Source organism: Teredinibacter purpureus, from assembly GCF_014217335.1.
Classification (GTDB): Bacteria; Pseudomonadota; Gammaproteobacteria; order Pseudomonadales; family Cellvibrionaceae; genus Teredinibacter; species Teredinibacter purpureus.
This window is the reverse complement of record NZ_CP060092.1, coordinates 3,620,136-3,643,862: the sequence shown is the minus strand read 5'-3', so window position 1 is coordinate 3,643,862 and position 23,727 is coordinate 3,620,136. Positions and strand designations below refer to the sequence as shown.

Genomic DNA, 23,727 nt, shown 5'->3' with positions numbered 1-23,727 from the left:
GTATTAATGAGCCCCGGCAAAGAACGCAAACTTAACGCCAATAATCAGCAATATGCTGGCGAGTATGGGCTGTAATATTGAGTTGGGCACCTTTACCGCAAGCTTGCTGCCAAGGTGTACGGCAGGTAAGGAGCCTATTAATAAGCCGAAAAGGAGCTGAAAATCTACGTTGTTGTTCCAGAGATGTCCGAGCCCAGCAATGAGGGTGAGGGGAACGGCGTGTGCGATATCGGTACCAACAACTTGAAGTGCGGGTAGCCGAGGGTAGAGCACTAACAAAAGTGCTGCGCAAAAGGCGCCGGCGCCGACAGATGATAAGGTGACGAACGTGCCCAACAGAATTCCAGCAAAAAAAGTTACGGGAGTGGCGTTTCGATGAAACCAGCCGCCTGCGCTATCGTTAGCTGAGTGGCCTTTTTGAAGTCTACTCTTAAAAAAGACAACGAAAGCCGTAAGGATTAACATAAAACCCAGGCTATGAGTTAATAGCGGGCCGTAATCTAGATCTTCCGGGATAGCAAAACGAATAATGAGCGTGGTAACTAATGATGCTGGAATGCTCCCTGCAGCGAGGGTGATAACGAGCTTCCAGCGCACCGTACCTTGCTTGTTGTGCGAGCGCATTGCGCTTGCCTTTGTCGCAGCGGCATAGAGTAGATCGGTTCCTATGGCTATTTTTTCGGGCACGCCCCACAGAATGAGTAGAGGGGTCATTAATGAACCTCCTCCTACGCCAGTGAGGCCAACCGCAAGCCCAACACCGGCGCCAGCGACTATATAAAATACTAAATCTATCATTTTGTCGGAAAAACGCTCAGCTATTGGCTAAATTACAAATACGGGTGGCAAATATACGTATTTATAACTATTCTTCAAAATAATATTTTCTTCTATTTTTATAATGAATTAACGTTTTGGGTGCTTTTTGATATAAAGCACTCTTTTCTGGCGACTCTTCACCTTAAAGTTCTGCCGCCAATTGGAGGGCATATGAAACTGCAGCAGCTGCGGTATATCTGGGAAGTAGCTCATCACGAGCTCAATGTATCGGCGACCGCCCAGAGTCTATACACATCACAACCAGGGATTAGTAAGCAGATACGGTTATTGGAGGATGAATTAGGCGTCGAGATATTTTCTCGTAGTGGTAAGCATCTAACCAGAATCACACCCGCAGGCGAGGCTATTCTGCGCACATCGGGTGAAATCCTACGGAAAGTCGAAAGCATAAAGCAGGTTGCGCAAGAATTTAGCAATGAGCGTAAGGGTAGTTTGTCGATTGCTACAACACATACGCAAGCGCGCTATGCCTTGCCTAATGTTATTTCGAAGTTTATTGATAAATACCCCGATGTTTCTCTGCATATGCATCAGGGTACTCCGATGCAAATTTCAGAAATGGCTGCTGACGGGTCCGTAGACTTTGCGATTGCAACTGAAGCCTTAGAATTGTTTAGCGATCTTATTATGTTGCCTTGTTATCGCTGGAATAGATGCATTTTGGTGCCTAAAAATCACCCACTTTGCCAGATTTCCTCGCTAACGTTAGAGGATGTCGCAAAACATCCCATAGTGACTTATGTCTTCGGGTTTACTGGACGCTCTAAACTCGACGAGGCCTTTATGGAGCGAGGGCTTGCACCTCGCGTCGTATTTACCGCGGCAGATGCAGACGTGATCAAAACCTATGTTCGACTTGGCTTGGGTATTGGGATTGTGGCAAAAATGGCCTACAACCCAGAGGAAGATAGTGACTTGGTTGCGCTAGACGCTAGCCATTTATTCCGTTCAAGTACAACGAAAATAGGGTTTCGTAGGGGAACCTTCTTGAGAGGCTTTATGTACGAGTTTATTGAGGAGTTCGCGCCCCATTTAACGAAAGAATTGGTGAGCGAGGCATTTAACCGCCACTCTAAAGTTGAGCTTGAAGAGCTGTTCTCTCATGTGGCGCTGCCTGAATACTAAAAGATAGCGTTCGGTTGTTCGTTAGTTGTCCAAACAAAAAGGCCGGAGCGGTTTAACGCTCCGGCCTTTTTTACGTATAAACGCAGTTCTATACCATAAAAATTTAGACGTTGTTATAGAAAATCTAAATCATCATTGTTGTCCATAATCTCTTTTAGCTCTTCACTTTCTTCTGTTTTCTGGTTAAGCACTTCTTTTACAAATTTCATGTACACGGTATATATCATGGGTTTTTTACCTTCCTCTTCGACAATGAAGAATGGAGCCCGATTAACATCGTATTGCTTAGCCAGTGTAATACCTTCGCTCAAGGGGTCGCGTTCATCGGCCACGGCTATAGCGTCAATACGCGATATTTGGCCGCTAGATTCAAGCTTATCTAACACGTCCCCGCATTTTCGGCAGGGTGAACCGTCGGCGAGAATTTTCTTAACGAGTGTAATTTTCATAGTTATTTCTGCTCTACTGGAGTGCGTTGCCAGAGGTGTTAAGGTTTTGCGCTATTGGTTGAATGTAAGCCACATTCTTTCTTGGTTGATTCTTCCCACCACCAGCGACCTTCACGCTCGTGTTGGCCCGGCCCAACAGGGCGGGTGCAGGGTTCACAGCCGATAGAAACATAACCTGCGTCATGTAACGCGTTATAAGGAACGTCGTTGGCGCGAATATAGTCCCAAACTTGCTGGGATGTCCAATTGACTAGCGGGTTAAACTTGGTTAGTTGCTCATTGGGGCGAGCAAATACCTTATCGTTTTGGATGACAGGTATGGATGCTCGTGTTCCGGGGCTTTGGTCTTTACGTTGTCCGGTAACCCATGCGTCGAGCTCTAAAAGCTTGGCTCGTAATGGGCCTACCTTACGAATACCACAGCATTCTTTGTGATCATCGTCATAGAAGCTGAACAACCCTTTACTGGCGACGAGCTTTTGTACTGAGTCAGCGTTAGGGAACAGGATATCCATTTTAATCGCGTAATGTTTGCGTACACGCTCCATAAATTGATAGGTCTCTGCATGTAGGCGGCCGGTATCGAGGCAAAAGACTTCAACGTTAGGCTTGATACGCGTGGCCATGTCAATTAGTACAATATCTTCAGCGCCGCTGAAAGAGATGGCCAAGTTATCATGTTGCGCTAGCGCGTATTCGAGCACCTCTTGCGGGGTTGATTGTTGGAGTTGGGCGTCGATATCGACTAGGTTTACAGTTTTGTTCATTATCTACACAGCCTGTGTTCAGCAAATGTTTTATGGTTGAGATTCAACTATGGAGTCCAGCGAAGCGGGCAAGAATACCAGAGCCGTAAAATGATTAAAAATAATCATGCACAATATGCTTATACTCCTTGTAATTCGCTGTAAGTAATGTAGATTTGCGCCTCAAATTACCCCAATAACGTCAATATGGTACGTTAATATTAGCCAATTATTAGCTAAAGGAGCTGATTGTGGAACTAGCTTGTCTCGACCTTGAAGGTGTACTTATTCCAGAGATCTGGATTGCATTTGCCGAAAAAACCGGTATTGAAGCCCTCAAGGCCACTACCCGCGATATTCCAGATTACGATGAACTCATGACTATGCGTTTGAAAGAGCTTGATAAAGCGGGTTTGGGTTTGAACGAAATTCAGGAAGTGATTTCTACGCTTAGCCCCTTACCGGGCGCCGCTGAGTTTTTAAATTGGCTTAGAGAGCGCTTTCAGGTAGTTATTTTATCGGATACTTTTTATGAGTTTGCGGGCCCCTTAATGGCGCAGTTAGGGTATCCCACCTTGTTTTGCCATAAGTTAACCGTGGACGATAATGGCAAAGTGATCGATTATAATCTTCGTCAGGCCAACCCGAAGCGCCAGTCAATTTGTGCCTTCAAGTCAATTTATTATCGCACGATAGCGGCGGGTGATTCCTACAATGATACTACGATGTTGGCTGAAGCCGATGCGGGTATATTATTTAGTGCGCCACAAAATGTTATTGACGAGTTCCCTCAATTTCCTGCGGTGCATACCTTCGACGATTTAAAGCAAGCGTTTATTAATGCTAGTATCCGTAAGTTAACGCTTTAATCTAGCGTTAACTCTTTATGCCTTTGAGGTAATGATGAGAGCGAAATGGCTTTTTATCCTTTAGAGCAGCTAAGCCGATTGCACGATGGTTACCAGAAAGCGTTTTCTGTTGATCGTTTAGAGTTGTTGTTGGTTCAGCAGGATGGAAAGCCTTTTATTCTTGAGAACCGTTGCCCTCACATGGACGTACCTTTAACGCATGCACAGTTACTGCCCAGCGGAAAAATTCGATGTCGTGCTCACGGTATAGAGTTTCAGTTGGAGAGTGGTCGAGCTGAGGGGCCGTTAGCCAGCCAATTGGACTGCTTAAAAAAATACCCCGTAATTTTTGACGGTGCCTTCGTTGGTGTTGAACTACCCTAAGGCTAGATAAGCAGCTGGCTCAAATTCGTATCCGTATGACTGCTGTAATTCCATAACGTATTAAATTTCTCATTAAGTGCTCTGCATTCAGCTGGCGCACAGTAATTGGCAAAGCCTGCCAATTCTTCTTCGTTATTAAAATAAACCAACTTGCGATCGTCCACAATAATGAACGCGTGCACTGTGCGATCATTATCTTTGTTGGCCACTTTAATTTCCGAACGCGAACTTAATCGTTGGCTGAGCAGAAGTAGCGGGTGGTTACCTCTATACAGCGTGGTTGGGTCTAGTACTAGAATACGAATTTTGGAATGTTGGCTACGTCGCGCGAGGTTAGAAAACGCCGAGACAATGGTGGGTGTTGCCCATAGATTGGGATAAAGTTGAGTGGTGTAAAGGGTTGCAGTACGTTTAGCGCCGCCGAGGATTTGGTTGATATGTTGATTGAATGATGAGAAATTTTCTAGGCGTAGAACCTTATCGCCATAAAGTGTCTCGTTAAGTGCGTTGCCCCATTTAAGGGTCATCACTTTATGTTCAATCCCGGCTTCCATAAAGAGGTCATCGGAGGAGGGTGTAAAGCCTAATGCTTCGTAAAAGGGTATTGCATGTACTTGGGCATGCAAAAAAGGTGTTAGTGTTTGTTTTTGGGTAAAGTTTTCTATTTGCAATTGTTGTAAAACGGCGTTCAATAATTGTTTGCCGAACCCTTTTCCTCGGTGATCTTTAAGAATGGCCATTCTACCTATTTGCCCTGTAGGCAATAAGCGGCAGCAGCCGATCGGTTGTTGATTGTACTCAACGATGAAATGATAAGTGTCGCTATGCTCATCTAGGCTTTCCCATTCTTCGTCCTCAGGGACCTTTTGTTCGTCTATAAATACACGACGACGAATGTAGGCGAGCGGTATTTTAGATTCGCTCCAGGTCACACATTTTATGTCGAGGTTAGGGGGGCGTGAGCTCATGCTATATCCATCGTTAATCTTGCTTAGTGTCGTCGGGTATATGAGTTTACCGGATTTTTTTCTCACTCAAAACTACTGACATATGAGAGGGCTGATACTTTTTTTAAGGCAAAACGATAGGGGTGTAATGTGAATTAGGTCTCTACTATTACGGTTGATTTTCGGCGTCACACAGCAGCCCTTCTTCTGCTAGGTGTTGTAATAAGTAGTGGTCGCGCGGGTTTACTTCGTCGAAAAGAAACGCCTCGTATTGGCTAAGTTTTAAGGCCATTTCTTTAGTGCAGTGCCATTTTTCACCGTTAATAAAAACGACACAGTGGTCGCTGGTTTCGTAGAAAGCGCAGCGCGCGAATGGGCTGAGGGCACAGGGCTGAACGGTGAGCTGCTCGGGTGTGAGGTCGCTTTGACAGGCGTCTATTCCACCAGGATTGGGACGGGTCATATATTCGCCGAACCAGTTAGCGATAAGGCCTTTGTTAGTGGCAAAACGCTTAAGAATATCTTCTACTTTGGATATAGCTTCAGGGGTGATTTCGCCGCTCAACGATTGCTGGGTGAGCCCTTTGTCGGTATAGCGCATGTCGGCATTGGCGAGTGATGCCATTTCTTGAGCAAAGTCGAGCATTATGTCGCTGTAGCTGGGTGCGCGAAAACCAATGGAATAGGTCATGCAATCGTCGCCAATGGCTTCTCCCCAATGCGCTAAGTTAGGCGGTATATAAAGAAGGTCACCAGGCGCCACAATCCATTCGTCTGTCGAGTTAAATTGTTCGAGTATTTTTAGGTCCACGCCTTGAATTAGCGGTGTATCAGAATCGCATTGTTGCCCTAACCGCCATCGGCGTGTGCCCTGTGCTTGCAATAGAAAAACATCATAGTAATCAAAGTGAGGGCCAACGCTGCCACCATCGGCGGCGTAGCTCAACATAATATCGTCCAAGCGCCAATTAGGGATAAACCTAAAGGCTTCAAGGAGTTGGTTAAGTTCGGGGTCTAGTAAATCGGCATGTTGAATCAGTAAAGTCCAGTGGCTCTTGGGGAGTTCCTCAAATACGGTCTCGGGTAAAGGGCCGTGCTGGAGTGTCCAGTCGTCTTGTTGGCTACCTTTAACGATGAGGCGAGACACCACGTCTTCATCAAGTGAAAAGCCCGCTAACTCATCGGCCGAAACCGGCGGTATAAAATTGGGAAACGCTTGACGGATAAGTAGAGGTTTTTGTTGCCAATAATCGCGGAGAAATATATCGATTGGCATCTCGCCGAGATGGGTGAGTCGAGCGAAGGGGTGCGTGTTGTTCATGGTGCCTCCGGGCGCTAACAATTCAAGTGATAGTGGTGGTGAACTCACGAGTAAACGTATGGGTTAAGCATCAATACAGGTTGAATGGTAGTTGTGATGATGCCGTTAAGTGATGAATACTTTATTCGTACGGTGGCGACGGGCAAGGGGGTAAAGGCAATACCGGGGTATTGCCTCAAATAAAATCAAATAGAATACGGCTCAGTTGAACGCTTACTATGGCTCGAGCAGTGCTTTTACTGACTGAGCTTGTGCAATTGCGTTGCCGATATAGCGGCCAGGCGTAAGTTCGCTTAGCTCTCGCTTTGCTTTCTCTGGAATATCTAACGTTTGTACAAACGTTTGGATAACTTGCTGGCTAATCGCTTGCCCGCGGGTTAATTCCTTAAGCTTTTCGTACGCACCTTCGATGGCGTAGCGTCTCATGACGGTTTGAATGGGTTCGGCTAACACTTCCCAGCTGTTATCCAAGTCGGTGGCGAGCGTTGTGTCGTTGATTTGTAACTTGCTAATTCCTTTAAGGGTAGAGGCATATGCAATTTGACTGTAACCAAAACCCACGCCCATGTTGCGTAAGACGGTGGAGTCTGTAAGGTCTCGCTGCCAGCGCGATACAGGCAGTTTAGCCGATAGGTGGTTGAACATTGCATTCGCCAAACCTAGATTGCCCTCTGAGTTTTCGAAGTCGATAGGGTTTACTTTGTGCGGCATGGTTGATGAGCCAACTTCACCGGCAATGGCTTTTTGCTTGAAGTAGCCCAGTGAAATATAGCCCCATATATCGCGATCGAAGTCGATGAGAATGGTGTTAAACCGGCATATCGCATCAAAAAGTTCTGCGATGTAATCGTGAGGTTCAATTTGGGTGGTATAAGCGTTCCACGTTAGGCCAAGGCTTTCGACAAAGGTCTGCGCATTTTCTTGCCAATCGATTTCAGGGTAGGCCGACAGGTGGGCATTGTAGTTTCCTACGGCACCGTTAATTTTCCCCATTAAAGGAACGCTTTTAACCTGTTTGATTTGGCGCTGTAAGCGTGCGGCGACATTCGCAAATTCTTTACCGACGGTAGTTGGTGAGGCTGTTTGCCCATGGGTGCGTGATAGCATGGGAGCGGCGGCGTGTTCAATGGCGAGATCGGCGATAGCTAATGTGATCTCTTCCAGAGCAGGGATTAACACTTGTTCGCGTCCGGCGTTAAGCATCAAGGCATGGGACAGGTTGTTGATATCTTCGGATGTGCAAGCAAAATGAACGAACTCTGATATTGCTTCGAGTTCGCTATTGCCTTTAAATTTGTCTTTTATAAAGTATTCAACGGCTTTAACGTCGTGATTCGTGGTGCGTTCAATATCTTTAATCGCTTGTGCGTCGGTTTCCGAAAAATTGTCTACGATACTATTCAGCACGGCTTGTGCGTCACTGCTTAGGTTGGCTATTTCGCTTATATCAGTGTGTTCTGCTAAGCGTTGCAACCAGCGTATCTCAACCTCCACGCGGCAGCGAATCAAACCAAACTCACTGAAGAAGGGGCGCAAGTCGGCGGTTTTGCTGCCATAGCGGCCGTCGATAGGGGAAATGGCGGAGAGGGCTGATAATTCCATAGCGAATGAGTTCTCTTGGTTGTGGTGACCGAACGGCTTACGTCTAGCGTGGGCCCAGTCTTACTGTCATAAAAAGGCGCGCAGTTTACCTGAAATATTGATGTTTTTCAGGTGTTTGGTGACGGCATGCCTGGATTTTAGGCGCTTTATGGAAAAGAGGCCTGAGCTTCTTTAGGTGGAGAACGTTATTTTTTAAGGTGTGGCTCAATATTTACCACTAGAGGCAAGCGCCTCAATTAAAAAGCGCGCAGTACCTTAACCGTTTCAATTAACTTAGATCGGTAAAATACTAGGTGCCAACGGCTTCCGCCGACTTGACGCCATAGGGTAGCGGAGCGAATTCCGGCCAATAAGAGCGCCCGAATTTGGGAGGCTACACGGTTTTGCTGAAGATAACTGTATTCGCCTGTGACTTGTATACGGTAGGGGAACTTGCTAATGGTGTCGGTGTAAATATCTGCGATATTGCCTACGACGTTGTCATGTGTGGCCCCAAAATGCTGGACTTGTTGCTCGGTTTTTTCCAGTCGATTACTAATAATTTGGAGTATGTCGTGGCGCTTTGTCAGCCGATTTTGTAAATGGATCATGCCAAGAATATAACGCAAGGTATCGGCGTGGTTAGGGTTTCGGTGATTTTGGAGGAGTACTTCTAAGGTTTCTAAGCCGTTGTCTAGTGCGGCCGCGCAACCGAAAACCTCTTCTGTTGTGGAGGGGTTTAGATTGAGCAGGCTGTTAACTGCGGTTTCAAATTGTTCGGTTTTAAGATAACCGGTTTTTGCGAGCTCTTCAACTTGAAGGGCGCACTGGACAATGCCCGCTAACGCGAGGGCAATATCTTGCCACGACTTTTCCAACCTTTAACTCCTTTGGTGTTGACGGATAACTTACTGGGTATCGGCGCCACGGGGTTGTGAGTGAGCGGGGTGCTCGATAACGCCTCCGCCCAAACATGTGTCATCTTGGTACAACACAATGCTTTGTCCTGCGGTGATAGCGCGTTGAGGCTCATCAAACTCAACGGATATGGTGTTATCGAGTACTTGGGTGAGCGTACAGGCTTGGTCTGGTTGACGGTAACGTGTTTTCGCCATGCAGCGGCTGCCACTTGCGAGAGGCGTATGATTAATCCAGTGCATATTGCTCGCGATTAACCCGGGTTCAAATAGTAGCGGATGGTTTTTACCTTGCACCACTAAGAGCTGGTTTAAATCGAGTTGCTTGCGAGCGACATACCAGGGTTCTTCCGGTGCGCCGGCCACACCGCCAATCCCTAAGCCTTGTCTCTGGCCGATGGTGTAGTACATCAAGCCTTGGTGTTGGCCAATTATCGCTCCCTCTGGCGTAACGATGTTTCCGGGTTGGGCCGGTAAATAGGTTTCTAAAAAGTCTTTAAAACGTCTTTCGCCGATAAAACAAATACCAGTACTGTCTTTTTTGTTGTGCGTTACAAGGTCGTGCTTTTCGGCCAAGGCGCGAACAACAGGTTTTTCAAGTTCCCCAATGGGAAAGAGTGTTTTACTAAACTCTCGTTCGCCCACCGCGTGTAAAAAATAGCTTTGGTCTTTGTTGTTATCTAGCCCTTTGCATAGGTAGGTATGTCCGTTTTGTGTGCGCGTGCGGGTATAGTGACCCGTGGCAATGTAATCGGCGCCTAGAGATTCTGCATAATCTAGAAAGACTTTAAATTTTATTTCTCGGTTACAGAGAATGTCGGGGTTTGGGGTTCGGCCGGCTTTGTATTCGGCTAGAAAATGTTCGAAAACATTGTCCCAATATTGGGCGGCAAAGTTTGCCGTATGCAAATGAATACCGAGTTTTTGGCAGACGGCCGCCGCGTCCATTAGGTCGGTCATGGCCGTGCAGTATTCTGTACCGTCGTCTTCATTCCAGTTTTTCATGAATAAACCTTCCACTTTATAACCTTGCTGTAAAAGCAGCAGGGCAGAAACGGAAGAGTCGACACCGCCGGACATGCCGACAATTACTTTAGTAGCGGAGACAGGTTTAGACAAAGGTAGCTCGGGCATGGGCATATGTGTGATGGTGATAACTGGGTAAGCTCACGTTGGGTGTTCTGGAACGATATTGTAGTACAGTCGCGTGGGTTTCGACATGGGGAATGGGGCTCAAGGGACTATGAGTGGTATTTTTGTCGTTGCTAAAGACTGAAGAGTAATCAAATAGCTGAAAAATACGGGGTTGATGAATGCGAATGTTGAAGCGGCAATGGGTATGGGGTGTACTGATTGGTACGTTAGGATGGGTGAATGTCGGATTGGCGATCGATACTCCAATAGTACCTGATGACGTAGAGCATTTTTGGGCGAAAAATGCGGAAACGTCGAGCTTCGTTGGTGCTGACGACATGGAGATTGCGTACGTTAGAGTCGTGCATCCAGCGTCTCGTGGCGTGGTGGTGTTATCCAGTGGTCGTACTGAGTCGTATCTAAAATATAAAGACTTTGTTGGGGTGGTGTATCAACAGGGCTATTCCTTTTATGGGATAGATCATCGCGGGCAGGGGTTGTCGGGGCGGTTACTCGATGATCGGCGTAAGGGGCATGTTCGGGTTTTCGCTAATTATGGCGCTGATTTTACCCAATTTATTAATACCATTGTGGTGCCCGAAACACCGGGTCAGCACCGCTATCTGGTTAGCCATTCTATGGGTGGCAGTATCGCAGTATTATCTCTTGCGAGTACCTCGCCCAGTTTCAATGCTGCAGTTTTAAGTTCCCCTATGATGGAGGCGAACCTTGGTTTGCCTGGAGGTTGTGCCATTGCTGCGCTTATGAGCTGGTTTTGTGCTGAATGTTCCACCCCGCGCGAAGTGTTTGCGACGGAGCTGGAGGCGTTTAACCATACAGCATTGACTCACGATAAAGAGCGATTTTTCAAGGCGCGAGCGTTAATGAAAGCGGAGCCTCAAATCGCGTTGTCTGCGCCGACCTTTGGTTGGGTTAAGCAGGCCTGTGATAGCCGAGCCTCACAACGAGATGCGGCAGCGAGCATTGCCGTGCCAGTGATGTTGCTTCAGTCGGGAGCCGATACGGTGGTTCATAATGCCGCACAAAATCAGTTTTGTGCCTTGCTAAATAAGAAAGGTGAAACGGTATGCGTGGGTGGGGCACCGAGCGTGATAGAGGGCGCTAAGCATGAATTGTTTTTTGAAGCAGACATTTATAGGGATCAAGCACTGCGAGCAATGTTTGAGTTTTGGCAGCGTTACCCCTAAATAACACTGCCGAAAAATAGGTTATTCGGGCTTATATTTACGAACAGCATGAATAACGTGTTGCCCTTCAAAGTAGACGGTATAGGCCGTGTATTCCCAATAATAAATGGGGGGGGTGCCTGCAGGGCCTTCCATGCTTAGAGGTTGACCAAACGAAGCCTCCACTTCGGCTTTAGTCATGCCGCGAGACGGGATGGGTACGTTCCACGGTGCTCGTCCAAGCTGCACGTCAGTGGAGGGATTGGGCATTTGTACGGTATCAGCGGCAACGGGAGTTGCCCAGCATAGGGCGGCGAGCACGGCAGGAAGGGTCGCCTTTTGTACTGTCTGCAAAAACATCATGTTCTAAATCCTCTACTGGCTACTACTTATCTGTGGCTTTTTTTTGACTGACTTGAGTCTTCAGTATTTGTCGAGATAACTCTTGGCGGTCTTTATCTTGTAATCGATGAAATTTAGCGGCAACTTGATAGTTGCTTTGTTTGGGTTCACAGCGAATTACTTTAGCGAAGATTACCACGGGAGCGTAGTGGGGTAAAAATATCAGTCTCATTGCGAGAAAATTTCCCTTGTAGACGGCGCGTTCGGCAATAAAAGCAATGCCTTCTTCGCTAAGATTGATACGGGTTTTAGGTTTGTCGCCTGCTTCTTTATCTTGTGCGAATAAAGAGTGGCGCGCGATAAGGTCGATTTTACTGCTAAGTGTTTGAAGGTAGTCGCCCAGTAGCCGGTTTTTGTCGGTCAGTGCGCGCAGAGTTTGAATATTGTCCTGGTCGAGTCTTCGTAGTTCGTTTAATAGGCTAAGTGATACTGAGTCTTCAAATTCAATTTCTGGTGGGTCATTTTCAGCAGCAAAAGCATCAACTACCTTGTAGTCAAAGATCACATCTTGGTCCACACGAAAAAAGTCACGGCGCTCTCGCCCTGAGAGTACCTTAGGTTTGTCTGCTTTCGATGTTTCGTGGTCGTTCATTGTTCGCCCTATTTCGCCCAGCAATCGGCAGTGTGCTGCTGAATAGTATAATAGTTCATTCCGTCAAAACTTGTTCTAACGCGGGTTCTCCTGTTTAATCGCAGGCATGATTAATTCTCCCTTTCGCTCTTCTCTTCCGCTCTATATTGGTTTGCGTTATGCCAACGCTAAACGTCGCAATGGATTTATCGCTTTCGTCAGTTTATTTGCGTTGGTAGGTATGGCGTTAGGTGTCTTTGCCTTAATCGTTGTGCTGTCTGTTATGAACGGTTTCGATAGAGAGTTGAAGGAGCGCATTTTACGTGTTGTGCCCCATGGTTTTTTAACCACTGAAAAGCCGCTTGAAAATTGGCCCGTGCTTTACGATCGCGTAAGTACTACTGAGGGGCTGAATGCTGCTGCGCCCTTCATAGAAGGGAAAGCTCTCATTAGTTTTGGTCGTACGGTGAAGCCTGTTCAAATTCAAGGTATAGATCCTGAATTTGAAAAAGATATATCGGCGATTGAGCAGCACATGTTAATTGGTGAATTGGCCTATTTGCAGCCTGGCGAATACGGCATAGTGATGGGTAATCTTGTTGCACGACATTTGGGGTTGACGATAGGCGATAAAATCTCGGTCACGCTACCCGAAGTCTCGGTGACACCAGCAGGCATTTTTCCGCGTAGTAAACGTTTTACCTTGGTGGGGGTGTTTGAAGTTGGGGCTCAGGTTGATCAATATTTAACGTTAATTCATATTCGAGACGCTCAAAAACTCTTGCGGCGCGGTGAGACAGTAGATGGGTTGCACCTGAAATTTGATGATATCTATCGAGCGCCGGCGGCACTTAGCGCATTAGGGCGATCGCTAGGCGACGGTGTAAAGGTGAAAGACTGGAGCCAGACGCAGGGCAGTTTGTTTCAGGCGGTCAAAATGGAAAAGACTGTCGTAGGGCTCATGCTCAGTATTATTATTGCGGTTGCGGCGTTTAATATTATTACGAGTTTGGTGATGATGGTGGCGGAAAAACGGAGTGATATAGCCGTTTTGCGAACCCTTGGCATGACACGCTATGACATCGTTCAAATTTTTATGGTGCAAGGTATAACGCTCGGTTTAATTGGTATTGTGGTGGGTGCCATAGCGGGGGTGTTAACTGCGATATGGTTACCCGAAATAATGGCATTTATTGAGGCCCATACCGGCCTAATGGTCTTTGACCCTAGTGTTTATTTCGTTGCTTATTTACCGTCGCAATGGCGGTTAGACGACACATTAATGGTGTGCGGGCTGTCTACGCTCATTGCAATTCTCGCCACAATTTATCCTGCTTATCGCGCGTCGACAATAGAGCCGGCTGAAGCGCTTCGCTATGACATATAGAGCTTATGACTAATCAATTTGTATTAACCTGCCGTAACGTAGCCAAAAATTATAGCCAAGGCCCACAGTTGGTAGAAGTGTTACGTTCCGTGAATTTAAGCGTAAAACCGGGTGAACATGTTGCCATTATTGGTGCGTCGGGCAGTGGTAAAAGTACACTATTAAATGTGCTGGGCGGTCTCGATAAACCGGATGCCGGTGAGGTGCAGATATCCGAGCAGGCATTTTCTACGCTAACAGATAATCAGCGAGGAAAAGTGCGCAATCAATCACTAGGTTTTGTGTATCAATTTCATCACTTGCTGCCTGAATTCTCAGCGCTGGAAAATGTTGCTATGCCTTTATTTATTGGCGGCGAGAATAAAAAATTGGCATTGAGAGAAGCGGAGCGTTTGCTGGAGCTGGTGGGGTTACAGCCTCGCTTGCAACACAAACCCTCGGAATTATCCGGTGGTGAGCGGCAACGAGTAGCAATCGCAAGAGCTTTGGCTAATCAGCCCGCTTGCGTCTTGATGGATGAACCAACGGGAAATCTAGACGGGAAAAATGCGCAAGCAATTCAATTATTAATGAATCAATTGAGTCAAGAGTTAGCGACGAGTTTTGTGGTGGTTACGCATGATGAAACGTTTGCCAAAACAATGGATATTATCTACCGGTTGGACGCTGGCGAGTTAATCGCGCTATGAAAGTATGGTTGCCGTTGTTTGTTGGTTTACGTTACGTCGGTGCACAGCGCCGTAGCCAGTTGGTTTCTTTCTTGTCTGCTATTTCGATTTCGGGATTGGTCGTCGGTGTTGCGTTATTAGTGGTTGTGCTGTCGGTTATGAATGGTTTTGATCGAGAGTTGCGAGAAAAGATATTGGGCCTAGTTCCTCAGGCGACAATTAAGCACCGAGAAGGACTGGATAATTGGCAATATGTTGTCGACCAATTAAAAGGCAACGCCGATATTGTGGGCATAGCGCCGTTTGTCGAGTTAAATGGTTTGGTAAGCTTTAGAAAAAAAACGGAGCCGGTGCTGCTCTACGGCATTGATCCTCAATATGAAACGAAGGTTTCTGATATTGAACGCTACGTTATAGACACCAATTTATTAACATTATTAGCGCAAAACGATACATCCTTATTGCTTGGTTCAGCTGTTGCCACAAAAATTGGTGTGGCGGTTGGCGATAAAGTAATGGTGGTTGTGCCTGGTTCGGAAGGCGAGCGCTCATCGGCTAAGGTCGATTATTTTACGCTCATCGGGATCATCGATTCGAAAACAGAGTTGGATCACACGTTGGCGTTAACGGGCCTAGAGCAGGCGTCAAATTTAGCGGGGATGGCAGGGAAGGTGAGTGGTGTTCGGCTTAAATTGCGCGATTTATTTGCGGCTCCCCGTGTTGTTTATACAAGTTTGATTAAGTTGGGTGCAGGGTACACGGGTACTAATTGGACCCGTACTCAAGGTAATTTGTATCACGCCATTCAAATGTCAAAGAATCTTGTGGGGTTGCTCATGTCGCTAATTGTCGGTATTGCAGCTTTTAATGTGGTATCGACTTTAATAATGGTGGTGATTGATAAACAGGGCGAAATTGCCATTCTCCGGACACTGGGTACTTCAACAAAAACAATCATGGCTATTTTTATTGTGCAGGGCAGTGTGATTGGCTTGGTAGGGACATCACTGGGAATAGCGTTAGGTTGTTTAATGGCGATGGGGGTACAGGGCTTCGTACAATTTATTGAAGGCGTATTTCATATTCAATTTCTTCAATCAGATGTCTACCCGCTAACTTATTTGCCGTCGGAAATTCGTAGCACCGATTTATTCCGCATAGCGTCAACCGCATTAAGTTTGAGTTTTATCGCGACCTTGTATCCTGCGTGGAAAGCAACACGGGTACAACCTGCGGAAGCGTTGCGGTATGAGTAAGTTACCTTTAGGTCTTGGGTCTTGGGTCTTGGGTCTTGGGTCTTGGGTCTTGGGTCTTAGGGTTTACGTCTTCGTTGCTGCCAGCGTTGTACGACATGCCATCGCCATGCCCACTGTACAACGATATAGCCGAGGCACCCGAAAAATACGCTAGCAATTAAGCTTCCCAGCACCAGTGGCTCCCAAATATTAGAGAACTCGCTCACCACCCACTGCCAAGACATTTCAACTTTCACTGGGTGAGGTTGAATTTGTAATAATCGTGCACCGAGCTTGTAGGTGGCGTAGTAAATTACGGGAAAGGTAAGGGGGTTGCTTACCCACACGAGCGCAACCGAAATTGGCAAATTGCAGCGAAATAGTAGAGCACCTGCCGCAGCAATAGGGATTTGACCAAGCGTAGGTAAAAACGCTACAAAAAGACCCACAAAAAAAGCGACGGAAACCGAGTGTCGATTGAGATGGAATAAATTGGGGTCGTGCAACATGGAACCTAAAAACTGTAGAGCTGGTGCGTTGCGGATTTTGGCAGGGTCCGGCATCCAGCGTTTTATAATGTTTCGAGGCATAGTTTACAGCGCTAATTCAAGAGGGTTATCTATCGTTTTGGCCACATTAGCAGTAGGCTGAGGGGCTTTGCGTATACGGTGTCATATGGCACAGAGTCGGTACGAGTAGTCGAGTAACTTAAGCATTATAGCCATAAGCGTATTCGTACAGATTAAAATAGGCGTCATTTGTACTGCCTAGCAACTGTTGCTCCAAAGAGGTGCAGTTAGCTAACTAAAATAACGTCTCCATTCGCTTACCCCTCGACTTTTCCTATGGTCGCAAACGGCGGCTATTATGCCCAGAACGACACCGCTTGGCTACTTTCTGTATTGATAAAAGCATTGTAGTCTGTAACGTGTTTGCTAATTTTGATTATGGATAAGCGCCCTCGGAATGGATACCAAAATCACTATGTTGCCCTCCTTTACTCGCACTATCTACAGGCGTTTTCTTCTTTTGCTACTGTTCGCTCTCGGGGCTGGTTTACCGGTAATCTTAAGGATTTCCTATGATCAATTTACGACGCTTCTTTATGGGCTAACGGCCGTTGCAGTTGTTTGCTGTTTATGTGCCTTTGTACTAAGACATTATCGCTGGCCGCTGTGTATTCTCGTGGTAGGGATAGTGGGTTTTGTTGTTAACGGTTATCGCATTGCACTGCTTATAAATGCCCAATTACCGGCAGCGTTAGAAGGCGCCGATATTCCTGTTACGGGGCAGATAGTGAGTATGCCCAAAGTGACACAGCACAGTGCTTACCGTAAAAGCACGAGTTTTTATTTTCAGATAGATACCATCGACCTGCCGTCAAATAGCGCTATTTTACAGGTGGGTCATAAACTGCGTTTAAGTTGGTATCAGGCGCGTTCGGCCGAGCCGCTAGAACCCGGCGAACGTTGGCAGTTTACCGCGCGATTAAAGCGCCCACGAGGCGCGGTAAACCCAAGTGGCTTTGACTATCAGGCCTGGTTGCTAGGGCAAGATGTTGTGGCAACGGGGTATGTTCGTGATAAACAGCCTGTGACAAAAGTGCTCGGCAGTAACGCAGCCGGTGGCGTAAATTTTGAACGGTGGCGCTTTGCGCTTATGGGCCAACTGTTTGACTTGGGGAAAGACGGGGAGGTTGCTGAGGCGTCGTCATTACCATTGCTAAAGGCGCTGTTACTTGGGGATAAGTCGGATATTAGCGGCTCACAATGGCGAGTATTACGCCAAACGGGTACGGTGCATTTAATGGCGATTTCTGGGCTGCATATTGGTTTGGTGGCCACAATAGGCTACTGGCTAGGTTTATTGTTGGCACATGCTTTAGCGCTCTGGCGACAAGCAGGCCTCCGCTGGATCGCGCCTTTAGTGTCTATCGCTATGGCCACCTTTTATGCGGGTTTAGCGGGTTTTGCCATACCAACTCAGCGGGCTTTGGTAATGGTAGTGTTGTTTGGTGTGGCATGGGCGTGTGGTAGGCGGTTAAATGTTTGGTTTGTTTTTTTGGTCGCATTAGTCTGCGTTGTGCTCTTGGACCCTTTTGCTTTCTTATCGCCCGGCTTTTGGTTGAGTTTTGCCGCTGTTGCAATACTGGTGTTTGTTTTTGGGTGGCGGCGCAGCGCACGTGGGCGTTTCGCAATGCTTAAAGCATTAACTAAAGCGCAGTTTTGGTTGTTGATTGGTTTATTCCTACCGCTCGGTTTTTTGGGTATGCCAGCGACGTTGTTGGCCCCAGTGGCTAATCTAATTGCTGTACCTTTTGTATCTTTTTTTATTGTGCCATTGCTGCTGCTAGCCGTACTACTGGCTCCGTTTGCACCGTCTTTATCCATCGAATTTATTGCTTTCACTTCAACGTTATTCAGTTACCTTTGGCAGTATTTAGAGTGGCTGTCGGGCATCGAGTGGTACGGGTATTGGGTGCCGGAAATTACGTTGTTATCGGGAGTGGGGGCGTTGCTCACCGTCGTACTGTTGTTGTCACCTAGGGGCCTAAATGTGCGCATCTTAGGGGTGATATTGGGCGCGGTATTGGTTGTTCGTCCCTTGGTATACCGCGCTTCATCTGATTCTTTGCTGCTGCAAATGCGGGTTTTGGATGTTCAGCAAGGTTTAGCGGTTACATTAGAAGCGCCTAACCATACGGTGCTATACGATACTGGCGCCCGTTATGGGGAAGGCTTTGATATGGGAAGCCGTGTTGTAGCACCTTATCTTCGGTCTCGAGGTATTCATACGTTAGAGACCATGGTCGTTAGCCATGGGGATAACGACCATGCGGGCGGGTATCTATCGCTGGTAGAGGAATTGGATACCAGCAATGTTATTGCGGGGCAACCAGAGCGCTTACCTAAGGCTGACACTCATCCGGCGAAATGTGAGGCGGGTAGTGTGTGGCGGGCCGCAGGGTTGGATTTTCGAGTATTGTGGCCCAACACGCAGAGCCATATTCAAGAGGCCAATAATTATTCGTGCGTACTGTTGGTTGAATCGAATCACTTTAGGCTTTTGTTTCTAGGTGATATAGAAAAACCTGTTGAGCGTGAATTGATGCGCAGTGGCGAGTTACCACGCGATGTCGATGTGCTAATAGTGCCCCACCATGGCAGTAAAACGTCATCGTCTCTAGCACTGGTTAAACATCTTAACCCTCAATATGCGGTCATGAGTGCTGGCTATAACAATCGGTACCATCATCCTCACCTACGAGTGCTTGAGCGTTATACCGCTGTAGGTGCGACTATATTGCGTACAGATCTGCAAGGGGCCATTGGATTTAGATGGGATACGCAAGGGCATTTAACGGTCGAAACGGCACGTACAATGTTGGTTAAGCCGTGGTATAGATAGCATTTCCCCCATTTTCACCCCTACAACTTAACTTTATCGGGTATCATAACGCCCTATAAAACAGAGGGTTAGGCGTGCATTCTCACGCGTAAATAACCCCTGAAACTCATTTTTAGGAGTAAGTAGTGTTAGAGATTCTTACCTCGGGCGGCTGGTTGATGTTGCCGATTGTTGTTTGTTCTATTGCCGTAATTGCCATCAGTATCGAGCGCTACTGGACACTTAACCCAACAAAGATTGCACCGCGTCACCAGTTGGGGCAGGTGTGGAAGTGGATACAAGAAAATAAGCTGGATAGTGACAAGCTACGTGAACTCCGTCGATCGTCTCAATTGGGGCGTATATTGGCTGCGGGTTTGAGTAATTCTCGCCATGGTCGCGATGTAATGAAGGATAGTATTGAAGAAGCCGCCAGCCAAGTTGTGCATGAAATGGAGCGCTATTTAGGTGCTTTGGGCACCATAGCCGCTATAGCACCTCTATTAGGTTTGCTGGGCACTGTTATTGGAATGATTAAGGTTTTTACGGCGCTTAACCTAGAAGGTGCCGGTAATGCAGCCGTATTGGCGGGCGGTATTTCGGAAGCGTTGATTACCACTGCCGCGGGGTTGTGTGTAGCCATTCCCGCAATGATGGCGCACCGGTTCTATGTTCGCCGTGTGGACACTCTGGTTGTGACCATGGAGCAAGAGGCTATCAAGTTAGTCGATGCGTTGCATAGCGATCGTCGCGTTGATGTGAAAGCGTCGTAAATATAGGCTCAGCGAAAATCAGGTGCTTCAATGCAATTTAAGCGACAAGTAAAAGCAGAAGAACAGGTTAACCTTACACCGCTCATCGACGTGGTTTTTTTATTGTTGATATTTTTTATGGTTTCAACAACCTTTACCAAAGAAACGCATTTAAAAATTGATTTACCGGAAGCCGTTGGCGATAAACAGCCTACAGTTGTGGATCAAATTGAAGTTGTTGTTGATTCCCACGGAGGGTATTCAGTAAACGGTCGAGCTTTGGTGAACAAACAGATAAACACGCTCCGTACTGCAATATTAGACGTGGGCGGCGGCAATACTGGTGTACCGTTTATTATCACAGGAGATGCAAACACGCCTTATCAAATTGTTATTTCGGTGATGGATCTCGCGGGAGATATGGGCTATGGCAACTTGAGTTTAACCACTCAGACACCCGAAGAGGGCGACGAGAATAGCCGCGCCGCGGATTAAGAGGTTTAATAGTGGTAGAACTCAACGCTGCATTATTGGCCAAACCGGTTCGGCGTAATCGTTTAGCTGCTTTCGTTGAACAGCGATGGTATAGCCGCCCAGGGTGGCTGTGGTTGTTATGTCCTTTTGAATACCTTTTTCGAGGTATAGCTTACTATCGGAAAAAAATATTAACTCAGCGGCAGACGACATCACCGTTACCGGTAATCGTGGTTGGAAATATTTCAGTCGGTGGTACGGGCAAAACACCGGTTATTATTGCCTTGGCGCAGTATTTACGTGATAACGGATTTAAGCCAGGTGTTATATCTAGGGGTTACGGTCGTACGACAACCACATTACATTGTGTTGGGCCATCTTCAACGGCCGCCAATGCAGGCGATGAGCCATTAGAAATTTATCAAGCGACACGGCTTCCCGTCATTGTGAGCGCCGACCGACGGCAGGCCGTTCAGTACTTGGCCGAGAGTGGTGATTGCACTATTGTCTTGGCCGATGATGGTTTACAGCATTATACCTTACCGCGCGCGTTAGAAATTGTTGTGCTAGATGGCGATAAAATGTTCGGTAACGGGCATTGTATGCCCGTGGGCCCCTTACGAGAACCCGTGAGCAGGCTAGGCTCTGTGGATGAGGTTTTAGTAAGAGGCGGAAACCGTTCATTATTAGGTGCGTCGGTATTCCAGTTTCTAACCGTAGGGCTTACAAATGTTAAAAGTGGCGAGAAAAAGCCTTTAAATTTCCTATGTTCGCTGCCGCCTTTTTATGCGGTAGCCGGTATAGGCAATCCCCAAAAATTTTATACCTCTTTAAACGAAGTAGGACAATTGCACTGCGCGGTTGAAAAGCCTTTGCGCTATACCGCCTGCAGCTTTCCAGACCACTATACCTATAGCGAACATGATTTTACGTTCGCCAACCATTCACCAATTGTCATGACAGCAAAAGACGCCGTGAAATGCCAAGCTTTCGCGCAAGATAATTGGTGGTGTTTAAATATTCAAGCAGATTTGCCCGAGCCTATGCTTGGTAGGCTACTTGAAAAAATTAGAAAGGTAACTACAGATGTCATTTAGTGTCGTAATCCCCGCGCGTTACGCCTCTCAACGTTTGCCCGGCAAACCTTTGGTGGATATTGCAGGCAAAACAATGATTGAGCGTGTCTATCGTTGCGCACAAAAAAGTGATGCCAAGCGCGTTATTGTTGCAACAGACGATGATCGTGTAATGACTGCGGTTAAAGCGTTTGGTGGAGAAGTGTGTATGACATCCACAACACATCAATCTGGCACTGATCGCTTAGAAGAGGTCGTTCGGCATTACGGCTTAGCGGACGACGAATTAGTGGTTAATGTTCAGGGGGACGAACCCTTAATTCCTGCTGCGGTCATCAATCAGGTTGCACGCAATTTAGCGAACAACGAGCAGGCTAGTGCGGCGACGTTATGTGAACCCATTGTAACGATAGCGGCTGCTCTAAACCCGAATGCTGTAAAAGTGGTCTGCAATGCTCAGCAGTTTGCGTTGTACTTTTCACGGGCTCCCATTCCGTGGGATAGGGATGGCTATAGTGCAAACGGCCAAATTAAGAGTGAACATCCCGCGAATGAAGCGACGCGTCGACATATTGGTATATACGCTTATCGCGTAAAATTGTTACATGAGTTTGTACAGTGGCCCATTTCGGTGCTTGAAAATATAGAAAAGCTGGAGCAGCTACGCATTCTCGCGAATGGACTTAATATTCATGTAGAGGATGCGTGTGAATACGTGCCCGGTGGTGTTGATACCCAAGAAGATTTGGATCGCGTGCGCACAGAAATTTTAGAGGCTTAGCTGTGAAGAACACGAGTGTTTTATTTGTATGCTTGGGGAATATTTGTCGGTCACCGACAGCGCACGGCATTTTTCGTGATGTAGTTGCGCAAGAAAAACTTTCCCATGTTATTCATACTGAATCTGCTGGAACTTCGGGCTGGCACATTGGAGAGCCGCCGGATAAAAGATCGAGTGCCGCAGCATTTTCACGGGGGTGTGATTTGTCTGCCTTGCGGGGTAGAGCATTCGAAGCTTCTGATTATCAGCATTACGATTATATATTGGCTATGGATAACGCCAATCTCTCGGCCATGCATTCCCTCAAACCGATCGATTACAACGGCGTTCTGGCGTTGTTTCTGGATTTTTCTAGTCAAACTTCTTACACCGAAGTGCCAGATCCTTATTATGGTGACGGTAGTGGTTTTCAAACCGTTCTGGATTTAGCGGAAGATGGCTGTAGGGGCTTGCTTGAGCATATAAAAACGCATCGATTATGATTGTGCCTAATATTCTAGAAAATGTTGATTTACAGCCATTCAACACCATGGCGGTACCGTCGCGTTGCCGTTTCTTTTTAACGGCAGAAAACGTTGATGATATTCGTTACGCCTTAACGTGGGCAAAACAAAAAGGCGTTAGCGTTTCAATTTTGGCTGGCGGTAGTAATTGTTTGTTGCCCGCGTTTGTTGATGCTCTGGTTGTACACCCGAAGCTATTGGGGATTACGTTGTTGGAGGATTTCGAGACTTCAGTATTGGTAAAAGCATCGGCTGGTGAAAACTGGCATGCGTTTGTTTTGTATTGTTTAAATCAGGGGTTTTTTGGGCTAGAAAATTTAGCGTTAATACCGGGAATGGTAGGTGCGGCACCCATACAAAATATTGGTGCATACGGCGTCGAATTAAAAGATGTTTTCGAAACACTGGAAGCGTTGGATCGAGATACGGGTGAATTAGTTGAGTTTAATTCGGCCGCGTGTGAGTTTGATTATCGAGACAGTGTTTTTAAGCATCGTTTGGAAAATCGGGTTGTTATCACAGCGGTTACTTTTCGCCTGAGTCGTCATGCCTCCGTCGCTGAATGTTACCCAGCATTGGAGGCCGCCTTGGCGGCCGTAGGAAGAAGTAAAAGTGCGACACCACACGATGTTGCCGCAGCAGTTGTGGCGATTCGTCAAAAAAAATTACCGGACCCAAGAGAACTGCCCAATGCAGGTAGTTTTTTTAAAAATCCTATTGTGAGTAACAATGTCGCTAAGCGATTAAAACAGCGTAATCCTGATGTTGTGATGTTTGATGCAGGGGAAGGCTACAAAAAAATTGCGGCCGGTTGGTTAATTGAAAAAGCGGGATGGAAGGGTAAAGAACAGTTTGGTGTGCGTGTACATGAGCATCAGGCATTGGTAATTACCAATCCTAATCGCGTTGAACGCGATCAAATACTAAAGATGGCTGATGCAATATCGTCGCAGGTACTTGCACTCTTTGGTGTTACGCTTGAACAGGAGCCTAGGTTGCTTTAATAGCGTGT

25 protein-coding genes are annotated in these 23,727 nt (G+C 46.8%); 14 read left to right on the top strand and 11 right to left on the bottom strand.

The features are described from left to right. Positions 1-3: 3 nt before the first annotated feature. Entirely contained in the window at positions 4-798 is a 795-nt protein-coding gene (locus H5647_RS16030) for a sulfite exporter TauE/SafE family protein (protein ID WP_236074934.1), read from the bottom strand. 192 nt (positions 799-990) lie between these two features. Between H5647_RS16030 and cysB the strand changes: the two genes are divergently transcribed. Then, complete coding sequence (gene cysB / locus H5647_RS16025; RefSeq protein ID WP_045859975.1) at positions 991-1,965, top strand: HTH-type transcriptional regulator CysB; 975 nt, start codon at positions 991-993, stop codon at positions 1,963-1,965. A 113-nt stretch (positions 1,966-2,078) separates the two neighbouring features. Here the strand turns inward: cysB and H5647_RS16020 are convergent, their stop codons facing one another. Together H5647_RS16020 and H5647_RS16015 are read right to left on the bottom strand one after the other, a co-directional pair. Further along, positions 2,079-2,414 (bottom strand): hypothetical protein, encoded by a 336-nt coding sequence (locus H5647_RS16020; RefSeq protein WP_045859973.1) that lies wholly within the window; start codon positions 2,412-2,414, stop codon positions 2,079-2,081. 38 nt (positions 2,415-2,452) lie between these two features. Next, entirely contained in the window at positions 2,453-3,181 is a 729-nt protein-coding gene (locus H5647_RS16015; protein ID WP_045859970.1) for a phosphoadenylyl-sulfate reductase, read from the bottom strand. A gap of 230 nt (positions 3,182-3,411) precedes the next feature. On the opposite strand from H5647_RS16015, the gene thrH reads away from it, so the two are divergent. Further along, the gene (thrH, locus tag H5647_RS16010) at positions 3,412-4,029 is read left to right on the top strand and encodes a bifunctional phosphoserine phosphatase/homoserine phosphotransferase ThrH (RefSeq protein WP_045859968.1); all 618 of its coding nucleotides are present in this window, start codon (positions 3,412-3,414) and stop codon (positions 4,027-4,029) included. A gap of 45 nt (positions 4,030-4,074) precedes the next feature. Further along, positions 4,075-4,392 (top strand): Rieske (2Fe-2S) protein, encoded by a 318-nt coding sequence (locus H5647_RS16005; protein ID WP_045859967.1) that lies wholly within the window; start codon positions 4,075-4,077, stop codon positions 4,390-4,392. Positions 4,393-4,394: 2 nt separating this feature from the next. Here the strand turns inward: H5647_RS16005 and H5647_RS16000 are convergent, their stop codons facing one another. The 5 genes from H5647_RS16000 to mnmA form a co-directional block, all read right to left on the bottom strand. Continuing rightward, positions 4,395-5,360, bottom strand: a complete 966-nt coding sequence (locus tag H5647_RS16000) for a GNAT family N-acetyltransferase (protein ID WP_052692116.1) — start codon at positions 5,358-5,360, stop codon at positions 4,395-4,397. A 148-nt stretch (positions 5,361-5,508) separates the two neighbouring features. Beyond that, on the bottom strand, positions 5,509-6,660 hold the full coding sequence (locus H5647_RS15995; protein WP_045859965.1) for a cupin domain-containing protein: 1,152 nt from the start codon (positions 6,658-6,660) through the stop codon (positions 5,509-5,511). Between the two features lie 216 nt (positions 6,661-6,876). Next, a complete protein-coding gene (gene purB, locus H5647_RS15990; protein ID WP_045859963.1) occupies positions 6,877-8,262 on the bottom strand; it encodes an adenylosuccinate lyase in 1,386 nt (461 codons plus the stop codon). Positions 8,263-8,498: 236 nt separating this feature from the next. Continuing rightward, a complete protein-coding gene (gene hflD / locus H5647_RS15985; RefSeq protein ID WP_045859962.1) occupies positions 8,499-9,119 on the bottom strand; it encodes a high frequency lysogenization protein HflD in 621 nt (206 codons plus the stop codon). A gap of 30 nt (positions 9,120-9,149) precedes the next feature. Further along, on the bottom strand, positions 9,150-10,292 hold the full coding sequence (mnmA, locus tag H5647_RS15980; protein WP_045861473.1) for a tRNA 2-thiouridine(34) synthase MnmA: 1,143 nt from the start codon (positions 10,290-10,292) through the stop codon (positions 9,150-9,152). Positions 10,293-10,471: 179 nt separating this feature from the next. On the opposite strand from mnmA, the gene H5647_RS15975 reads away from it, so the two are divergent. Further along, on the top strand, positions 10,472-11,500 hold the full coding sequence (locus H5647_RS15975) for an alpha/beta fold hydrolase (RefSeq protein ID WP_052692115.1): 1,029 nt from the start codon (positions 10,472-10,474) through the stop codon (positions 11,498-11,500). Positions 11,501-11,521: 21 nt separating this feature from the next. Here H5647_RS15975 and H5647_RS15970 read toward each other — a convergent pair whose 3' ends face one another. Together H5647_RS15970 and H5647_RS15965 are read right to left on the bottom strand one after the other, a co-directional pair. Next, positions 11,522-11,842: a hypothetical protein gene (locus H5647_RS15970; RefSeq protein WP_236074932.1), complete on the bottom strand. Its 321-nt coding sequence runs from the start codon at positions 11,840-11,842 to the stop codon at positions 11,522-11,524. A 22-nt stretch (positions 11,843-11,864) separates the two neighbouring features. After that, positions 11,865-12,473 (bottom strand): PilZ domain-containing protein, encoded by a 609-nt coding sequence (locus H5647_RS15965; RefSeq protein WP_045859959.1) that lies wholly within the window; start codon positions 12,471-12,473, stop codon positions 11,865-11,867. Between the two features lie 106 nt (positions 12,474-12,579). On the opposite strand from H5647_RS15965, the gene H5647_RS15960 reads away from it, so the two are divergent. The 3 genes from H5647_RS15960 to H5647_RS15950 are packed head-to-tail and all read left to right on the top strand — an operon-like array spanning position 12,580 to position 15,763. Beyond that, positions 12,580-13,839 (top strand): lipoprotein-releasing ABC transporter permease subunit, encoded by a 1,260-nt coding sequence (locus H5647_RS15960; protein ID WP_045859957.1) that lies wholly within the window; start codon positions 12,580-12,582, stop codon positions 13,837-13,839. 5 nt (positions 13,840-13,844) lie between these two features. Next, the gene (locus tag H5647_RS15955) at positions 13,845-14,528 is read left to right on the top strand and encodes an ABC transporter ATP-binding protein (RefSeq protein ID WP_045859955.1); all 684 of its coding nucleotides are present in this window, start codon (positions 13,845-13,847) and stop codon (positions 14,526-14,528) included. Further along, entirely contained in the window at positions 14,525-15,763 is a 1,239-nt protein-coding gene (locus H5647_RS15950) for a lipoprotein-releasing ABC transporter permease subunit (protein ID WP_045859953.1), read from the top strand. The genes H5647_RS15955 and H5647_RS15950 overlap by 4 nt, the downstream gene beginning before the upstream one ends. A 56-nt stretch (positions 15,764-15,819) precedes the next feature. Here the strand turns inward: H5647_RS15950 and H5647_RS15945 are convergent, their stop codons facing one another. After that, positions 15,820-16,332, bottom strand: coding sequence for a DUF2062 domain-containing protein (locus tag H5647_RS15945; RefSeq protein ID WP_045859951.1), 513 nt, complete (start codon positions 16,330-16,332; stop codon positions 15,820-15,822). Between the two features lie 376 nt (positions 16,333-16,708). Between H5647_RS15945 and H5647_RS15940 the strand changes: the two genes are divergently transcribed. The 7 genes from H5647_RS15940 to murB all read left to right on the top strand — a co-directional run bounded on the left by H5647_RS15940 (position 16,709) and on the right by murB (position 23,719). Further along, the gene (locus H5647_RS15940) at positions 16,709-19,150 is read left to right on the top strand and encodes a DNA internalization-related competence protein ComEC/Rec2 (protein ID WP_052692114.1); all 2,442 of its coding nucleotides are present in this window, start codon (positions 16,709-16,711) and stop codon (positions 19,148-19,150) included. A 125-nt stretch (positions 19,151-19,275) separates the two neighbouring features. Beyond that, complete coding sequence (locus H5647_RS15935) at positions 19,276-19,902, top strand: MotA/TolQ/ExbB proton channel family protein (protein ID WP_045859949.1); 627 nt, start codon at positions 19,276-19,278, stop codon at positions 19,900-19,902. Between the two features lie 30 nt (positions 19,903-19,932). Continuing rightward, positions 19,933-20,376: an ExbD/TolR family protein gene (locus H5647_RS15930; RefSeq protein WP_045859947.1), complete on the top strand. Its 444-nt coding sequence runs from the start codon at positions 19,933-19,935 to the stop codon at positions 20,374-20,376. A gap of 11 nt (positions 20,377-20,387) precedes the next feature. Then, positions 20,388-21,452 carry a tetraacyldisaccharide 4'-kinase gene (gene lpxK / locus H5647_RS15925; protein WP_236074930.1) on the top strand — a complete coding sequence of 355 codons (1,065 nt, stop codon included), beginning with the start codon at positions 20,388-20,390 and terminating at the stop codon, positions 21,450-21,452. Next, positions 21,442-22,212, top strand: coding sequence for a 3-deoxy-manno-octulosonate cytidylyltransferase (gene kdsB, locus H5647_RS15920; RefSeq protein ID WP_045859944.1), 771 nt, complete (start codon positions 21,442-21,444; stop codon positions 22,210-22,212). Before lpxK ends, kdsB begins: the two co-directional genes overlap by 11 nt. Before the next feature lie 2 nt (positions 22,213-22,214). After that, positions 22,215-22,694 (top strand): low molecular weight protein-tyrosine-phosphatase, encoded by a 480-nt coding sequence (locus H5647_RS15915; protein WP_045859942.1) that lies wholly within the window; start codon positions 22,215-22,217, stop codon positions 22,692-22,694. Then, the gene (murB, locus tag H5647_RS15910) at positions 22,691-23,719 is read left to right on the top strand and encodes a UDP-N-acetylmuramate dehydrogenase (protein ID WP_045859940.1); all 1,029 of its coding nucleotides are present in this window, start codon (positions 22,691-22,693) and stop codon (positions 23,717-23,719) included. Before H5647_RS15915 ends, murB begins: the two co-directional genes overlap by 4 nt. Positions 23,720-23,727 lie beyond the last annotated feature (8 nt).

Bases quoted from the DNA above. Each gene is read 5' to 3' on its own strand.
- H5647_RS15970 (WP_236074932.1), bottom strand. From the start codon at position 11,842: ATGATGTTTTTGCAGACAGTACAAAAGGCGACCCTTCCTGCCGTGCTC.
- murB (WP_045859940.1), top strand. From the start codon at position 22,691: ATGATTGTGCCTAATATTCTAGAAAATGTTGATTTACAGCCATTCAAC.
- H5647_RS15950 (WP_045859953.1), top strand. From the start codon at position 14,525: ATGAAAGTATGGTTGCCGTTGTTTGTTGGTTTACGTTACGTCGGTGCA.
- H5647_RS15960 (WP_045859957.1), top strand. From the start codon at position 12,580: ATGATTAATTCTCCCTTTCGCTCTTCTCTTCCGCTCTATATTGGTTTG.
- H5647_RS15995 (WP_045859965.1), bottom strand. From the start codon at position 6,660: ATGAACAACACGCACCCCTTCGCTCGACTCACCCATCTCGGCGAGATG.
- H5647_RS16005 (WP_045859967.1), top strand. From the start codon at position 4,075: ATGGCTTTTTATCCTTTAGAGCAGCTAAGCCGATTGCACGATGGTTAC.
- H5647_RS16020 (WP_045859973.1), bottom strand. From the start codon at position 2,414: ATGAAAATTACACTCGTTAAGAAAATTCTCGCCGACGGTTCACCCTGC.
- cysB (WP_045859975.1), top strand. From the start codon at position 991: ATGAAACTGCAGCAGCTGCGGTATATCTGGGAAGTAGCTCATCACGAG.
- H5647_RS15965 (WP_045859959.1), bottom strand. From the start codon at position 12,473: ATGAACGACCACGAAACATCGAAAGCAGACAAACCTAAGGTACTCTCA.
- H5647_RS15940 (WP_052692114.1), top strand. From the start codon at position 16,709: ATGGATACCAAAATCACTATGTTGCCCTCCTTTACTCGCACTATCTAC.
- purB (WP_045859963.1), bottom strand. From the start codon at position 8,262: ATGGAATTATCAGCCCTCTCCGCCATTTCCCCTATCGACGGCCGCTAT.
- H5647_RS15975 (WP_052692115.1), top strand. From the start codon at position 10,472: ATGCGAATGTTGAAGCGGCAATGGGTATGGGGTGTACTGATTGGTACG.
- mnmA (WP_045861473.1), bottom strand. From the start codon at position 10,292: ATGCCCGAGCTACCTTTGTCTAAACCTGTCTCCGCTACTAAAGTAATT.
- H5647_RS16030 (WP_236074934.1), bottom strand. From the start codon at position 798: ATGATAGATTTAGTATTTTATATAGTCGCTGGCGCCGGTGTTGGGCTT.
- H5647_RS15955 (WP_045859955.1), top strand. From the start codon at position 13,845: ATGACTAATCAATTTGTATTAACCTGCCGTAACGTAGCCAAAAATTAT.
- kdsB (WP_045859944.1), top strand. From the start codon at position 21,442: ATGTCATTTAGTGTCGTAATCCCCGCGCGTTACGCCTCTCAACGTTTG.
- H5647_RS15930 (WP_045859947.1), top strand. From the start codon at position 19,933: ATGCAATTTAAGCGACAAGTAAAAGCAGAAGAACAGGTTAACCTTACA.
- H5647_RS16000 (WP_052692116.1), bottom strand. From the start codon at position 5,360: ATGAGCTCACGCCCCCCTAACCTCGACATAAAATGTGTGACCTGGAGC.
- H5647_RS16015 (WP_045859970.1), bottom strand. From the start codon at position 3,181: ATGAACAAAACTGTAAACCTAGTCGATATCGACGCCCAACTCCAACAA.
- H5647_RS15945 (WP_045859951.1), bottom strand. From the start codon at position 16,332: ATGCCTCGAAACATTATAAAACGCTGGATGCCGGACCCTGCCAAAATC.